This is a genomic window from bacterium, from assembly GCA_021372515.1.
GTDB lineage: Bacteria > Gemmatimonadota > Glassbacteria > GWA2-58-10 > GWA2-58-10 > JAJFUG01.
Genome location: JAJFUG010000214.1, coordinates 14,353 through 28,749, shown reverse-complemented (window position 1 = coordinate 28,749; position 14,397 = coordinate 14,353). Strand labels below are relative to the sequence as shown.

Genomic DNA, 14,397 nt, shown 5'->3' with positions numbered 1-14,397 from the left:
GAGGTGCTCACCGGCGTGACAGTCCCCGCGCCAGCGGCCGGGCAGAAAAGCCACTATCTCAAGTTCAAGGAGCGCGAGAGCCGCGATTTTGCCCTGGTGGGAGCGGCCGTGGTGCTGGACATGGAGGGCCACACGGTCAGGAAAGCCTCGCTGGTGCTCTCCGGAGTGGCCCCGGCGCCCTACCGGGCGGTGGAGGCCGAGAAAGTCCTCAGCGGCAGGGAACTAACCGGAGGACTGCTTGAGCAGGCGGCCGAGGCCGCGCTCAAGGACGCCGCGGCGCTGGAGGAGAACGAGTACAAGATCCAGCTCGCCAAGACCATACTCAAGCGGGCGGTCCTTCGCACCGCCGGCGTGGAAGTTTAGCGCCTGACAACGGGAGAGCTACTTATGAGCGATCAAATTCTTGCCCAGCTCAAGCAGGTCTGCCGGAACTACCGCTCCAAGCAGTATTACGTGAGCGGCCTGTCCGGCGGATACTATGTCCCCAAGCCCGAGGAGCAGTGCTGGTGCCTTCTGACCCAGGGCCCGGTGGGGCCGGATGACCGGTTTGTCCGGTGCGGAGAGTGCAAGCCCGGACGGTCCTGTTTCGCCTGCCAGATTCCCGATTGAACGATCTGACACGGCGCGGGACTGTGGATTTATTCAGTGGAGGTCCGGGGGCTTTGACTCCGGACCTCCTTTACTTTTCCGGACACACCGAGGCATATTCAGAGCATGCTCCAAACCCTCGAACAGATGCTGCCCCTGCTGGAACAGGGGCAGGCTGTGGCCCTGAGCCTGGCCCTTGAGCGCTCGGGCTCGGCCCCCACGCCCGCCGGGGCGACCCTTCTGGTGAGCGCGGACCGGGTGGCTGGAACCCTGGGGGGCGGCCAGATGGAGGCCGGGATGGTCCGCCTCTCGCGCGAGGCCCTTGCCAGCGGCCGGGCCAGCCTGAGCCGTTTCAATTTTGATTCCGACACGGTCCAGCCGGGCGGCATGCTCTGCGGCGGGCGGATCGCGTTCTACACGTTCGTGGTGCGGCCCACGCCCGAGGCGCTGGGGTTCTGGTCCGCAGTGCTGAATTCTGCCAGAAAAGGTGAGAGGGTTTGGTTGTTGCTTGCCGTGAGCGAGGGCGAGGCGGCGGGCTGGGCCGGGGTTTCGGCGCTGGTGGAGGACGGTGCGGTCAAGGCCGGCTCGTTGACCGAGACCACCTGGGAGACCGCGGTCCTGCGGGCGCTGGAGGGCCGGTCCGCGGAACAGGACACGCTGTTTCTGACACTGGAGACTCCATCTACAGCCTGGCCCGGTCTGGCCGGTTTCCTGGCCCGTCCGCTTGTCAGTCCGCCGCGGCTGCTTGTCCTGGGGGGCGGGCATGTCGGCCTGGCCCTCTGCCGGGTGGCGGCCCTGGCCGGGTTCCGGGTCACCGTGGTGGATGACCGCCCGGAGTTCGCCACAATCCAGCGTTTCCCGGAGGCCGAACAGGTGCTGAACGCCACGTTCGCCGAGGCTTTCTCCAGCCTCACCCCCGGCCCCGGCTGGAGTGTGGTTGCGGTGGCGCGCAGCCACGATCAGGACCGCGAGGCGGTGGAGCTGGCCCTGGCCTGCCCGGTGGATTATGTCGGGATGATCGGCTCGCGGCGCAAGGTGGCCCTTCTGCGCGAGCACCTGGCGGCCCGTGGCGTGGACAGCGCCCGCCTGGCCGGTCTTCACGCCCCGGTGGGCCTTGATATCGGGGCCGAGACCCCGGGCGAGATCGCGGTCAGTATCGCGGCTCAGCTCATACAGGTGCGCCGGAGCCGCAAACCGGTGCTCGTTAAGGAAATCATAACTCTATGAAATGAAAAGATTTATCTACTAAGGGCCACGAAGGGGCACGAAGTCAAAACTGCTTTTCTTCTTAGTGTTCCTTCGTGTGACTTCGTGGATAAAAAGCCTTAAGCATTATGGGGAAATGGAAAACAAGTCTAAAATAGCGGCAATTATCTTGGCCGCGGGCAAGTCCGAGCGCATGGGATCGCCCAAGGCTTTCCTGGAGTACCGCGGCGGGACATTCCTTTCCGTGCTGTACGCCACGCTCAAGAGCGCGCCCCTGGCGGCGCTGCGGGTGGTGTTCGGCCACCGGGCGCAGGAGTTCAGCGCCCGCGCGGGACTGCCGGCTGAGGAAGTGGTGCTGAACCCGCGATATGAAAGCGGCATGCTCTCCTCGGTCCAGGCCGGGCTGAAAAGCCTGGAAGCTCTGGCCCCGGAGGCGGTCATGCTGTTCCCGGTGGACCAGCCTGCGGTGAGTGTGGGGACAATCGCGCGCCTGATCGACTCTTTCCGGGCCAGTGGCAAGCCTATAGTCCTGCCGGTGCACGGTGGACGGCGCGGCCACCCGGCGCTGTTCGGAAAGGCGGTGTTCGAGGATCTGCTGCACGCCCCGGAGGAGATCGGCGCCCGCGCAGTGGTGCGCGCCGACCGGTCCCGCGTGCTGGAGGTCCCGGTGGAGGAACCCGCGGTCCTGCTGGATATCGACACCCCGGATGACTACCGCGCCCTGAAACAGGCGGGTGCGGACAGTTCGATTGTCGAAAGGAGCGGCCAGTGAGAGACGGAGTGTCCGCATCCGGGCCGATCACGCCGCGCGAGGCCCTCGAAATGGTGCTGCGCACAGCACGCCGCGCCGAGCCGGAGGACTGTCCCCTGGAGGACTGTGCCGGCCTGGTCTGCGCCGGAGACATTCCGGCCGGGCGGGACTACCCGTTTTTCAGTTTCAGCTCCATGGACGGTTACGCGGTGCGGGTGGCTGATTTAGAAAACGCCTCGGCCGACAATCCGGTCAGCCTTCCCCTGGCCGGAGAGAAACGGGCTGCAGCCGGGGCTCCGCCCGCGCTTCCCCCTGGCTTCACGCTGCGGGTGATGACCGGCGCGGCGGTGCCCGCGGGGGCCGAGGCGGTGGTGATGCGCGAGCAGACCCGTGAGGGCGAGTCGGCGATCACTTTTTTCGGTCCCGCGGTGATGGGGGCCAATATCAACCGGGCCGGGGAGGAGATCGCCGCCGGGGCGCGCCTTCTGGCCGCCGGGACTGTCCTCACGCCGCCCGCCCTGGGCCTTCTCGCCACCCTGGGCCACAGCTCGGTATCAGTCTACCCGCCGCCCAAGGTGGGGCTTCTCACTACCGGGGATGAGTTGGTCGCGCCGGGCGTGGACCTTCTTCCCGGCCAAATCTACGACTCCATCGCCCCCATGCTGAGCGCCGCCCTGCGCGCGGCCGGGGTAGCGCAGATCGAGGCCCGCCGCTGCCCGGATGACCCGGCCACCCTTCAGGCCGCTTTCCGTGACCTTCTGGCAGGCTCCGATATTGTCCTCACCGTGGGTGGTGTCTCGATGGGCGACTATGACCATCTGGTGCAGGTGTTCGAGTCGGCGGGCGTGGAGAAAATATTCTGGAAAGTGGCGCAGAAACCGGGCAAGCCGCTCTGGTTCGGGCGCGCCGGGGGCAAGCTGGTGTTCGGACTGCCGGGTAACCCGGCCTCGGCCCTGGTCTGTTTCAGCCTCTACGCGCTGAGCGCGGTCCGCTCTTTCATTGGGCTGCGCGAGTGCGGCCCGCGCTGGCTGGAGGGGACCCTGGCGCAGGCAGTGGAGAACCGCGAGGCGCGGGTTAATTTCATGCGCGGCGACTATGCGCCGGACAGCGTTGGTGGCTATAGCGTGCAGCCGGCCCGGGGGCAGGTCTCGTACATGTTGGGCTCGTTCGCGGCCTCGCGGGCGCTCCTGGAGATACCCTCCGGCCCGCTGCGCCTGGAGGCCGGTGCGCGGGTGCGGTTCCTGCCGCATTTCTGGGGCGGAAGGCTCTGATGCTGTTTCTGATAATCACGGTGCTGTGAGTCTGCGTCCTGATCCGCAAGAACTACTGTAGGGGCAAGGCGAGCCGGGCTCCTATATTTTCTATCAGGCGTAGGGGCAGGCCCCTGTGCCTGACCCATTATGTCAGGCGGCCACAGGGGGCCGCCCCTACTTGGAACCGGTTGAATAAATTGATACATCTTGCCTTCCCGGGTGGCAGGGCCCATAATAAATTCTGGAACATACAGTCAACAACCGCGGGCACACACTCCATCCAGGAGAGACTTGGATGAAACGCAACGCTTTCCTCAAGGCCACGCTGGCCGCATCCCTGGCCTCGACTGCCGGCGGAGCGGCCGCAGGGAGTGAAAACATGTCACAGGCAGCCTCAGCACCGTTGCCCCTGGCCCGCCGTCCCCTGGGGCGCACCGGCGAGAACCTTTCGATCATCGGGTTCGGCGGCATTGTGGTGATGGACGAGACCCCGGAGCACGCCGCCGAGGTGGTGCGCGAGGTCTGGGAGGCCGGGGTGAACTATTACGATGTCGCCCCGACCTACGGCGATGCCGAACTCAAGCTGGGCCCGGCCCTGGAGCCCTACCGCAAGAAAGCTTTCCTGGCCTGCAAGACTGTGGAGCGGAGCGCCGAAAAGAGCATGCAAGAGCTGGAGGCCTCGCTCGGCCACCTGCGCACGGACTGGGTCGACCTGTACCAGTTGCACGCGGTCACCTCCAAGGAGGATGTCGAGACCATTTTCGGGCCCGGCGGCGCGATGGAGACTTTTGTCAAGGCCCGCGAGCAGGGCAAGGTGCGTTTCCTCGGCTTCTCGGCCCACTCGGTGGAGGCGGCCCTGGCCGCCATGGACCGTTTCGATTTCGACACGGTGCTGTTCCCGCTCAATTTCGCCACCTGGTTCAAGGGCGATTTCGGCCCCCAGGTGGTGGAGAAAGCGCACTCCAAGGGCATGGGGATCCTGGCCCTGAAGGCCGGGGCGCGCGGCAAGGTGGCCGAGGGGGAGAAAAAGCCGTTCGAGAAATGCTGGTACGAGCCGCTGACCGACCCGGAGCAGATCAACAAAAGCTTCCATTTCACCCTCTCGCTGCCGGTGACCGCCTGCCTGCCGCCGGGCGAGGAGCAGCTCTGGCGCCTGGCCCTGGCGGCCGGGCGGAGTTTCATGCCGGTGGCGCGCCAGGAGCGCCAGGACCTCAAGACCGCCTCCGAGGCCGTGGACCCGCTGTTCGAGTACCCGGCCTGGGAATCCTGATTACTGTCGATGGTCCGGAGCGGCATGGCCGTTCTTTCAACGAAAAACGAGCAGGAGGCTCCGCGATGAAACGAAGCGCTTTCCTCCGTCTTGGCTTGGCCGCCCCACTGTTGCCGCGCCTGGCTTTCGGCCAGCAGTCGCAGATGCCGCTCACCTCGATGCAGGGCCTGGGCCAGTTGCCGCGCCGTCCCCTGGGGCGCACGGGCGAGATGCTCTCGGTGATCGGTTTCGGCGGGATCGTGGTGCGCGACAGCGAGCCCGAGGCTGCCGCCCGGGTGGTGCGCGAGGCGGTCGAGGCCGGGGTGAACTATTTCGATGTCGCCCCGCGCTACGGGGATGCCGAGATCAAGCTGGGACCGGCCCTGGAGCCGTTCCGCAAGAATGTGTTCCTCTCCTGCAAGACTTACGAGCGCGATGCCGCGGGCAGCCGGGCCCAGCTCGAGGAATCGTTGCGCCGCGCACGCACCGACCATTTCGACCTCTACCAGCTCCATTTCCTTAACACGAAAGAGGATATCGACAAAGCCTTCGGCCCCGGCGGGGCGATGGAGACTTTTGTCAAGGCCAGGCAGGAGGGCAAGACCCGTTTCCTGGGTTTCTCGGCCCACTCGGTGGAGGCCGCCCTGGCCGCGATGGACCTCTACGAGTTCGACACGGTGATGTTCCCCCTGACCTACGCCTCCTGGTACAAGGACAATTTCGGGCCGCAGGTGGTGGAGAAGGCGCTGGAGAAAAAGATGGGAATCATCGCGCTCAAGGGCGGAGTGCACGGCCAGCGCGCCCACGGCCAGAAAAGCGAGTTCCCCAAGGAGTGGTACAACGCCCTGAAGAGCGAGGACGATCTTAAAATGGGCTACTATTTCACCCTCTCGCTGCCCGTGACCAGCGCCATACCCCCCGGTGAGGAGGAGCTGTTCCGGCGCGCGGTGCGTACGGCGTTCTCGTTCATCCCGCCCTCGGATGGGCAGAAAGAGCACCTGCGCGAGCTGGCTCAGAACGTCCAGACCCTGTTCGAGTACCCGCTCTGGAAAAGCTGAAAATACAAGAATGCTTTCAAGCCCCCGTTGCGCGGGGGCTTTTTTGTGGCCTCCGGTTTGCTCTTCCGCCGCCAGACTGTTATAATTCGTTGTGGCCGGGCAAAAGGGATTGAGAGTCATTCAGAAAACGGGCCCGGCCGGCGGATGGGTTCGACTGCGGAGGATGGATGGTAAATAGGCTTGGTGTTGTCATCACAATACTACTTCTGTCAATACCGGCGCTCGGGTTGCGGGCGCAGGAGGCGCCGCTGGTGAAAACGCGCCTGGTGGCCGACCGCACCGCTATCGCGCCCGGACGCAAGTTCAGGCTGGGGGTGCTGTTCGAGATCCCCGAGGGCAGCCATATCTACTGGAAGAACCCCGGGGATGCCGGCCTGGCCCCGGAGGTGAAATTCAACCTGCCAGAGGGATTCAGAACCGGGCCGTTGTTCTGGCCGGCGCCGGAGCGGATGCTCGAGCCGGGCGACCTGGTGGTGAATGTCTATCATGACCGGGTGCTGCTCTACGCCTGGGTCGTGCCGCCACCTGAGCTGAAACCCGGCGCGGTCAGCCTGAAAGCGTCCTCCGACTGGCTGGTCTGCCGCAAGGTCTGCGTGCAGGAGAACGCCGCCGACAGCCTGATCCTGCCGGTGGGTGAGGGCGGGCCGTCGCAGGATATCGCCCTGTTCAGCGCGTTCGAGCGCCGCGTGCCCCGTCCCGCCGAGCAGAACCCCGGCCTGAGCCTGGAGGCCTCCTGGGGTGAGCCGGTCGACGGCGCCACCGACCGCCTGGGGGTGATCACCCTGAGCGGGCCGGCCCAGAGCGCCCCGCTCGTGGACAGCGTGCGTGAGCTGCTCTGGTTCGACAACCCCTCGGATAATATTGTTTCGCAGGACCTGCATATCGACCGCGAGCATTCGAGCCTCGACCGTCTGGTGCTGCACCTCAGCCTCGAACGCCTGGAGCCCTCCCTGGCCTGGCCCGAATCCTGGGGCGGAGTGCTGGTGGCGCGCCTGGCCGGTTCGTCCTCCGACAGCCTGGAACTGCGGCTGGAAGTCAAATTCGAGGACTCCACGCCGCGTTGACTGAATAAAGAGCAGGAGGTCATAGATGAATTCGATCCGTGCATTTGCCGTGCTGATGTTCCTGACCGCGGTGGTCAGTCCCCCGGCGGCCAGTGCAGCGGCCGAGGTGGGGCAGGCCGCCCCTTATTTCAGTCTGGCCGATCAGAAAGGGGTGAAACACTCCCTGGCCGCGCTCAAGGGCAAGGTGGTGGTGCTGGAGTGGACCAACCCGGATTGCCCGTTCGTGCAGCGCCATTACCGCGAAGACACTTTCGCCGCCCTTTTCGACAAGTATTCCGGCTCCGGCGTGGCCTGGCTGGCGGTCAACTCCACCGACGGCAACACCGCCGCGGACAGCCGCGCCTGGACCCGCAAGCAGGATATCGAGTACCCGACCCTGATCGACTCTCTGGGCGCACTGGGCAAGCTCTACGGGGCCAAGACCACCCCGCACGTATTCGTGATCGACCGTGAGGGGCGTCTGGTCTACAGCGGCGCGGTGGATGACGACCCGGGCGGGGAAAAGCCACCCGCCCAGCGCACGCAATACCTCGACCTGGCGATCCGGGCCGCCCTGGACGGCAAGGAGCCAGAGCGGAGCGAGACCCGCTCCTACGGTTGCCCGGTCAAGTACAGGGAATAAGTCCGGCGGAAGGGAGTGCGCGGTGGAGGTGGAATTCCTGTTCTGGGCCGATTGCCCCTCGCACGGGGCGGCCCTGGAACGCTTGAAAAAGGTGCTGGCAGAGTCGCACCGGGATGGGGAAGTCCGGGTGACCGAGGTCCACACCGAGGACGAGGCGCGGCGGCTGGGTTTCATCGGCTCGCCTACGATCCGTTTCAACGGACTGGATATCGACCCGCAGGGCCTGGAGGGCGAGCCTCCCGGCCTGACTTGCCGTATCTACCGCCTGGAGGATGGCCGCATCTCGCCCCTGCCCTCCGAGGCGATGATCCGCCGGGCCCTGGAGCGGGCCGCCGGCGGCGCTGCAGCAGGCTGATTCAACCAAACGTAAAACATCCCGGAGGTCAATCCATCCGGGAAGGAGATGAGCGATATGCCGAAGCTTAAAGTGGGTGACGCAGCGGTGGGTTTTGACCTGCCGGGAGTGGACGGGAAGCGCTACAGCCTCGATTCTTTCAGCGGCAGCCCGGTGCTGGCCGTGGTGTTCAGTTGTGTCCACTGCCCCTACGTGCTGGCCTGGGAGGAGCGTATCAAGGCCCTGGCCGCCGAGTACGGCCCGCGGGGCGCGGCCTTTGTGCTGATCAACGCCAACGACCCGGTCAAGTACCCGGTCGACAGTTTCGATGGCATGAAAAAGCACGCCGACGAGAAGGGCTTCGCGTTCCCGTTCGTGCAGGACCAGAGCCAGGAGGTGGCGCGCGCCTACGGGGCCGAGCGCACCCCCGAGGTGTTCCTGTTCGACAAGGACCGTCGCCTGGTCTACACCGGGGCAGTGGATGACAACTACGACAACCCGGGCGCGGTGGGCCACCGCTACCTGAAAGATGCCCTCGATGCGGCCCTGGCGGGCCACCCCGCTCCGGTCGCCTCCACCCCGCCGGTGGGCTGCACGATCAAGTGGAAATGAGCGGACCGTCAGTGACAGGCCGCGCAAGCAGCTCCCGCCGCTGCGGGGGGCTTTTTTCTCGGACCGGGAAATACACAGGGAAGGGGGAGCGATGAGCTATCACATCTCGAAATTTGTGGACCTGAACTTTGACCAGGCGGTGGAGAGAGTTACGGAGAATTTAAAGATCGCCGGATTCGGCGTTATCACCGAGATCGATGTCAAGGCCACGTTCAAAAAGAAGCTGGACCAGGATTTCCGGCGCTACCTGATCCTGGGGGCCTGCAACCCGAAGTTCGCCCACCGCGCCCTGAGCCTGGAGGACAAGCTCGGTGTGCTGATTCCCTGCAACGTGGTGGTGCAGGAGCACACGGACGGCCGGGTGGAGGTGTCGGCCATGGATCCGGGTCTGATGCTCCAGATCATTGAGCAGCCAGAACTGCGCGAACTGGCCCAGGACGTGCGCGGCTGCCTGCAGAAAGTGGTGGACAGCCTCTGAGACGCCTCAGGCGAAGCGTGACGGGCTGAACGGGGTGCGGCGAAGCTCTCCGCCCGGGGAGAGTATCTCGCCCGCGGCCAGGGCGCCCACCGCGGCGCTGGTTGTCACCCCGTGCCCACCCAGGCCGGCCACCCAGTAGAACCCCGCAAGACTCGGGTCCCAGCCGATCACGAAATGACGGTCCGGGGCGAATGTGCGCAGTCCGGCCCAGGAGCGGGCCACCGGGATGTCCAGCAGGCGCGGGAAAGCCTGGCCCAGCTTGTCGGCCAGGATGTCCTGTGCCGCCGGGTCGGGCGAGGGCAGGCCCGGCTCGGCCGCGGACTCATCGCAGGGGCTGAGCAGAAGCCCGCTGCTTTCGGGACGGAAATACACCTCGCGGCTGACATCCCAGACATAGGGCCAGTCCGGGGCGGCCCAGTCCAGAACGCCGCTGAAAAACAGATGACGGCGCATGGGCCGGAACTCGATAGGCAGGGCTTTGGCCAGCGCTCCCACCCGCCCGGCCCAGGGCCCGGCCGCGTTAACCACCACCTCGGCGGGGACCAGTCCCTGCGAGGTGCGCACCGCCTTGATCCTCCGCCCACGGCTCTCCACGGCCTCGACCTCGCAGTCGGTGGCCAGGCGCACACCCAGACGGCGGGCCTCGCGGTAGAACCCGTTCAGCAGTTGCTGGGCATCGGTCACCCCATCCGAGGGGCACCAGATGCCGCCCTCGAAATCGCCCCCGCGGGTGACCGGCACGGCGCTCTCCACCTGCTCGCGGCTCCATAACTCCGTTGCCGCGCCCGACTCGGCGGTCCAGCCGCCCTCCTCTTTCAACCTTTCCCAGCGCGCGCCGGTCGCGGTGAGCAGCGAGCCGTGCACGGCGAAAGGCGGCGGGTCATCCCAGGCCGAGGCCGTCTCGCGCAGGAAATCGGCCCCGCCGCGGGCCAGGGGCAGGATATCTTTCTCCGGCACCACCTGGCGGATCATCGACGCGTTCCGTCCCGAGCTATGCAGCCCCGGCACGCTCTCTTTCTCCAGCACCAGTACATCCGTCTCGCCCCGGACTGCCAACTGGTAGGCGGTCGCCATCCCGGCCAGCCCGGCGCCGATTATCACTATGCGCGCGCTGCGCAGACTTTCGCTCATTTTCTCCCACCCGTTCAGCGGAATTCTCTTGCACACGGATCAAAAAGCGGAAAGAAGAAGCTAAGAAATTCGGGGCCGCCAGTCAATGCCGCAGAGGCCGGAGAGCGGGCGCTCGGGCGGGCTTTCCTTGACAGCGCGGGGGCCCGTTCTTAGCTTTCGGGCGGCGGGAGCGGGTATCGCCCGGCCGCCGGGCGTGTTGCACGCCTTAACGACAAGTCCATGAAAACTGACATTTTCGCTGCTTGTGCAGGAGGATTGATGCAGGTCGCAGAGGTCAAGGCGCTGACCGGGAAATTCCCCGGCCTGAGTGTCGGAGTGCTGGGAGATTTCGCCCTGGATGCCTACTGGATGCTGGAGGACGGGGTGGGCGAACTGTCGGTCGAGACCGGCAAGCGCGCTCTGGTGGTACGCTCCCAGAGCTACAGTCCGGGTGGGGCCGGCAACATTGTGACCAACCTGGCCGACCTGGGAGTCGGGCGGGTGATGGCTTTCGGCGTGATCGGCCGCGACATCTGGGGCGGCAAGCTGCACGAGTTGCTGGGCGCCCTGGGCCCGGTCGATCTGTCCGGGCTGCTGCGCCAGGAGAAGAACTGGGACACCCCGGTCTGGGCTAAGCCACACCTGGAGGACCAGGAGCAGCGCCGGCTCGATTTCGGTTTCTACAACAGACTGGACCGCTCCGTGCGCGAGGCCCTTCTGGCCGTCCTGCGCGCCGCGCTGCCGAGCCTGGACGCCCTGGTGGTGAACCAGCAGCTCCCCAACCCCCTGATGCAGGGCGGGATGATCGAGGCTATCAATCAACTGGCCGCCGAGTTCCCGCAGAAAGCGATCCTGGTGGACTGCCGCCTGGACATTTCACGCTACCGAGGCATGCTGCTCAAGTTCAACGACGAATCCCTGCTGCGGGCCAGCGGGCAGGAGGTGGCCCCCAATGCGGCAATCGGCATCGACGAGTTGCGCAGCGCCCTGGAAGGCACTTGGAAGGACTATCCGCGGCCGATCCTGGTCACCCGCGGGCGCCGGGGCTCGCTGGTGTTCGAGCGCGGGCGGCTGAGCGAGGTCCCGGCCGCCTTGGTCACCGGGCCGATCGATCCGGTGGGCGCGGGGGACACGATGGTGGCGGCTTTCAGCGCGGCGCTCGCCGCCGGGGCGGTCACACCCGTGGCCGCCGAGCTGGGCAACTGGGCCGCCTCGGTCAGCGTGGCCAAGCTGCGCCAGACCGGCACCGCCAGCCCGGCCGAGATCGAAAAGCGCGTGGAGGACAGTTTCCCGGTGTTCAGCCCCGACCTGGCCGAGGACCCGCGCCGGGCGCGGTTCATTCCCGGCACGCGGATCGAGCTGGTCAACCCGGATATCCAGCGCGGCCAGATAAAGCATGTAATATTCGACCACGACGGCACTATCTCCACCCTGCGCCAGGGCTGGGAGCCGATCATGGAGGAGGTGATGCTCCGCTCGATCCTGGGCCCGGCGTTCGAGACTGTCACCACCGCCGAGTTCAGCCGGGTGCAGGAGCGCTCGCGCGAGTTCATCGACCAGACCACCGGCATCCAGACCGTGCTGCAGATGGAGGGCTTGGTGGCGATGGTCCGCGAGTTTGGCTTCGTGCCCGCGGACAAGGTGCTGGATAAGTGGGGCTACAAGGCGGTCTACAACGAGATGCTGCTGGAGATGGTCGACGCGCGGCTGGAGCGCCTGGAGGCGGGCGAGCTGAGCTGCGAGGATTTCACGGTCAAGGGCGCGGTGGGGTTCCTGCACCGTCTCAAGGAACTGGGCCTTCACTGCTACATGGCCAGTGGCACCGACCTGGAGGACGTGGTCCGGGAGGCCGAGCGCCTGGGCTACGCGGATGTGTTCCAGTCCCAGGGCGGGATCTACGGCAGCGTGGGGGATATCGACAAGTTCTCCAAGAAAAAGCTGGTGGAGAGAATAATCCGCGAGCACGCGCTCCAGGGGCCGCAGCTGGCCGTGTTCGGCGACGGGCCGGTTGAGATACGCGAGGTGAAGAAAGTCGGCGGGATCGCGGTGGGGATCGCCTCGGACGAGGTGCAGCGCTTCGGGCTCAACCTGGCCAAGCGCACGCGCCTGATCAAGGCCGGAGCGGATATCATTATCGGCGACTACACCCAGCAGCGGCAGTTGCTGGAGTATTTGATGCAGAAGTGAGGTGTTTTGGCGTACCGGAAAAATGAAAGGGGCTGTCCCGCAAGAGGGGCGGCCCCTTTTTCAATGCCTGGAAAATCAGCTTTTATTCCCTTCTAAAAAGCAGAGGGGTGGCGGCGTCAGCCGCCGGGGTGCGTAAATAAAAAAAGGGGCATGGCGCACCGTGTGCCCCAACTTCTCAACTTGGGTTATAAACCTGTCATTGCTGCTGCGGAGCCGCGCTTTTCGCGCTGTCTGCGGCGGCCGCTGGCGCTGCCGTCTCCGGAGCCTGGGCCTGCGGCGCGGCAGTGCTTTTAGCCGTGTCCGACGGGGGAGCCGCCGGAGCTGCGGCTGGCTGGGCCGGGGCTTTCGTGGCCGTATCCGCCGGCGCGGCGGCAGGGGCGGCCGCCGGGGCCTTGGCGGCGCTGTCGGGGTGCGCTGTGGCCGGGGTTCCGGCCGGAACTTTGGCGGCGCTGTCGGCCGGAGCGGTGGACCGGGCGGCCTGGGCCGGGGCCTGACCAGCGGCTGTGGAATCGGCTTTCACCGCACCCGGAGCGGCTGGGACTGCGGCTGGAGCTGCGGCTCCGGGGGCTGTGGCCGGAGCGGCGGCGCTGGAATCGGCCTTGACCGCGCCGGAGTCGGCGGCGGCCTTGGCCGGCGGATGCACCAGGCGCTCCACCAGTATCTGGCCCAGCGTGTCCGGCAGCTCGCCCTCGTACTTGAACACATAGTCCAGGCGGCGTTTGAAATCCTCGGGACGGCCCGGGTCGAACAGACGGACCCGGCAGAGCGCCTTGCCCGGCAGGCTGTCGCGGGCCAGTCCGGCCGAGAGCACCAGGGTGCGTTTGGGGTTCACTACGCTCGCGAAGGCCTTGGGCAGGTCCGCGACCGGGATCGCGCTGTCCGCCACGGCTGCTGGATTGGATTTCACCTCTGAAATCTCTATCGCCGCGATTTCCGCTCTCAGGCTGTCCCGAGCGCTGCTGTCCGGCGCGGCCGCCGCGCCCAAGCTGTCCTGCCCGCTGCTGTCAGTCACAGTCAGCGCCGCAGCGGTCGGCGGGCTGCTGTAGGCCTCCAGCGGGACCTCATCCAGCACGTGAGCCCCGGCTTTTTCCAGCGCGGCCTGCATCTGGCGGCGCAGGCGCAGGGTGTCCCGCATGCCCGCGCGCAGGCTGTCGTAGGGCAGGCTCAGGGCCAGGTACATGCCGCTCACCTCCAGCGGCGTGAAAAGGCTCGTGTCCGAGATTGTCGCCCCCAGGCCGATCCGCTTGCGGAAATCCGCCAGCAGCTTGTTCTTGTCCAAGTCGGGCGGCTCGTACATGTACAGCGGCTGTTGATCGGCCACCATGATCAGCGGCTCGAATTTCGGCAGGTGGAGACTGTCCAGGGGTTCCTCGAAATAATGGCGCTTGTAGAACCCGGTGGGCCTGAACCGCAGCTCGAATGTCAGCCGGCCCTCGACCGTGGGATAAGGCAGCCCCGTCGGGGGGCCCTCCAGGTCCAGGGCGATCTCGCGGGTGGTGCGCTCGATCAGGTAGGCCAGGTAGCGGTGTTCCGGGCTCAGCGGGACAAAGCGCAGGATACGCCCCTGGGGGTCCATGCGCAGAAGGTAGACCAGGCGCACCGGCTTGTCCTCGGGGGTGAACTCGCGTCGTGGGATACCCTCGCGGTAGCGGCGGTTCAGGGCGCTCTCGAAATCGCCGCACAGCCCGGAGGCCCAGTCCTGCCAGTCCCACTCCTGGCGCAGGGGCTCGAAACTGACTGCCACCGGCGGCTTCTGGGCCGCGAGCAGGGAGGGGATTGCCGCCGCCAGGAAAAGCAGCAGGCGCTTGAGTGATCCACTCTGTCGGTTGTGCATGGTCCGCCGTTGTTGACTGTGAGGGACTCTCGGGGTCAAAGCCAAATCTAC

The 14,397-nt window shown here is 66.2% G+C and carries 15 protein-coding genes; 13 read left to right on the top strand and 2 right to left on the bottom strand.

Features of this window, described 5'->3' with window-relative positions:
- The 12 genes from LLH00_19270 to LLH00_19215 all read left to right on the top strand — a co-directional run.
- Positions 1-363 (top strand): hypothetical protein (locus tag LLH00_19270; GenBank protein ID MCE5273424.1); only part of this gene is annotated, 363 nt, incomplete at its 5' end.
- Positions 364-387: 24 nt separating this feature from the next.
- Complete coding sequence (locus tag LLH00_19265) at positions 388-609, top strand: hypothetical protein (GenBank protein ID MCE5273423.1); 222 nt, start codon at positions 388-390, stop codon at positions 607-609.
- 105 nt (positions 610-714) lie between these two features.
- Positions 715-1,815 carry an XdhC family protein gene (locus LLH00_19260; protein MCE5273422.1) on the top strand — a complete coding sequence of 367 codons (1,101 nt, stop codon included), beginning with the start codon at positions 715-717 and terminating at the stop codon, positions 1,813-1,815.
- Between the two features lie 115 nt (positions 1,816-1,930).
- Positions 1,931-2,566 (top strand): nucleotidyltransferase family protein, encoded by a 636-nt coding sequence (locus LLH00_19255; GenBank protein MCE5273421.1) that lies wholly within the window; start codon positions 1,931-1,933, stop codon positions 2,564-2,566.
- Positions 2,563-3,816, top strand: a complete 1,254-nt coding sequence (locus LLH00_19250; protein ID MCE5273420.1) for a molybdopterin molybdotransferase MoeA — start codon at positions 2,563-2,565, stop codon at positions 3,814-3,816. The genes LLH00_19255 and LLH00_19250 overlap by 4 nt, the downstream gene beginning before the upstream one ends.
- A 391-nt stretch (positions 3,817-4,207) precedes the next feature.
- Positions 4,208-5,068, top strand: a complete 861-nt coding sequence (locus LLH00_19245) for an aldo/keto reductase (GenBank protein ID MCE5273419.1) — start codon at positions 4,208-4,210, stop codon at positions 5,066-5,068.
- Between the two features lie 65 nt (positions 5,069-5,133).
- The gene (locus LLH00_19240) at positions 5,134-6,105 is read left to right on the top strand and encodes an aldo/keto reductase (protein ID MCE5273418.1); all 972 of its coding nucleotides are present in this window, start codon (positions 5,134-5,136) and stop codon (positions 6,103-6,105) included.
- 251 nt (positions 6,106-6,356) lie between these two features.
- Positions 6,357-7,169: a hypothetical protein gene (locus LLH00_19235; protein MCE5273417.1), complete on the top strand. Its 813-nt coding sequence runs from the start codon at positions 6,357-6,359 to the stop codon at positions 7,167-7,169.
- 25 nt (positions 7,170-7,194) lie between these two features.
- Positions 7,195-7,791, top strand: a complete 597-nt coding sequence (locus LLH00_19230) for a redoxin domain-containing protein (GenBank protein MCE5273416.1) — start codon at positions 7,195-7,197, stop codon at positions 7,789-7,791.
- 22 nt (positions 7,792-7,813) lie between these two features.
- Positions 7,814-8,146: a DUF2703 domain-containing protein gene (locus LLH00_19225; GenBank protein ID MCE5273415.1), complete on the top strand. Its 333-nt coding sequence runs from the start codon at positions 7,814-7,816 to the stop codon at positions 8,144-8,146.
- Between the two features lie 57 nt (positions 8,147-8,203).
- A complete protein-coding gene (locus LLH00_19220) occupies positions 8,204-8,737 on the top strand; it encodes a thioredoxin family protein (protein ID MCE5273414.1) in 534 nt (177 codons plus the stop codon).
- A gap of 91 nt (positions 8,738-8,828) precedes the next feature.
- Positions 8,829-9,215, top strand: a complete 387-nt coding sequence (locus LLH00_19215; protein ID MCE5273413.1) for a DUF302 domain-containing protein — start codon at positions 8,829-8,831, stop codon at positions 9,213-9,215.
- Between the two features lie 6 nt (positions 9,216-9,221).
- On the opposite strand, the gene LLH00_19210 is transcribed toward LLH00_19215, so the two are convergent.
- A complete protein-coding gene (locus LLH00_19210) occupies positions 9,222-10,346 on the bottom strand; it encodes an FAD-binding oxidoreductase (GenBank protein ID MCE5273412.1) in 1,125 nt (374 codons plus the stop codon).
- Between the two features lie 258 nt (positions 10,347-10,604).
- On the opposite strand from LLH00_19210, the gene LLH00_19205 reads away from it, so the two are divergent.
- Positions 10,605-12,512 (top strand): PfkB family carbohydrate kinase, encoded by a 1,908-nt coding sequence (locus LLH00_19205; GenBank protein ID MCE5273411.1) that lies wholly within the window; start codon positions 10,605-10,607, stop codon positions 12,510-12,512.
- Between the two features lie 196 nt (positions 12,513-12,708).
- Here the strand turns inward: LLH00_19205 and LLH00_19200 are convergent, their stop codons facing one another.
- Positions 12,709-14,346 (bottom strand): hypothetical protein, encoded by a 1,638-nt coding sequence (locus LLH00_19200; protein MCE5273410.1) that lies wholly within the window; start codon positions 14,344-14,346, stop codon positions 12,709-12,711.
- Positions 14,347-14,397: the final 51 nt, after the last annotated feature.

What these genes read in the sequence shown, in the direction of transcription:
- LLH00_19265 (MCE5273423.1), top strand. Translation starts at nt 388, where the DNA reads ATGAGCGATCAAATTCTTGCCCAGCTCAAGCAGGTCTGCCGGAACTAC.
- LLH00_19260 (MCE5273422.1), top strand. Translation starts at nt 715, where the DNA reads ATGCTCCAAACCCTCGAACAGATGCTGCCCCTGCTGGAACAGGGGCAG.
- LLH00_19255 (MCE5273421.1), top strand. Translation starts at nt 1,931, where the DNA reads ATGGAAAACAAGTCTAAAATAGCGGCAATTATCTTGGCCGCGGGCAAG.
- LLH00_19240 (MCE5273418.1), top strand. Translation starts at nt 5,134, where the DNA reads ATGAAACGAAGCGCTTTCCTCCGTCTTGGCTTGGCCGCCCCACTGTTG.
- LLH00_19230 (MCE5273416.1), top strand. Translation starts at nt 7,195, where the DNA reads ATGAATTCGATCCGTGCATTTGCCGTGCTGATGTTCCTGACCGCGGTG.
- LLH00_19220 (MCE5273414.1), top strand. Translation starts at nt 8,204, where the DNA reads ATGCCGAAGCTTAAAGTGGGTGACGCAGCGGTGGGTTTTGACCTGCCG.
- LLH00_19215 (MCE5273413.1), top strand. Translation starts at nt 8,829, where the DNA reads ATGAGCTATCACATCTCGAAATTTGTGGACCTGAACTTTGACCAGGCG.
- LLH00_19210 (MCE5273412.1), bottom strand. Translation starts at nt 10,346, where the DNA reads ATGAGCGAAAGTCTGCGCAGCGCGCGCATAGTGATAATCGGCGCCGGG.
- LLH00_19205 (MCE5273411.1), top strand. Translation starts at nt 10,605, where the DNA reads ATGCAGGTCGCAGAGGTCAAGGCGCTGACCGGGAAATTCCCCGGCCTG.
- LLH00_19200 (MCE5273410.1), bottom strand. Translation starts at nt 14,346, where the DNA reads ATGCACAACCGACAGAGTGGATCACTCAAGCGCCTGCTGCTTTTCCTG.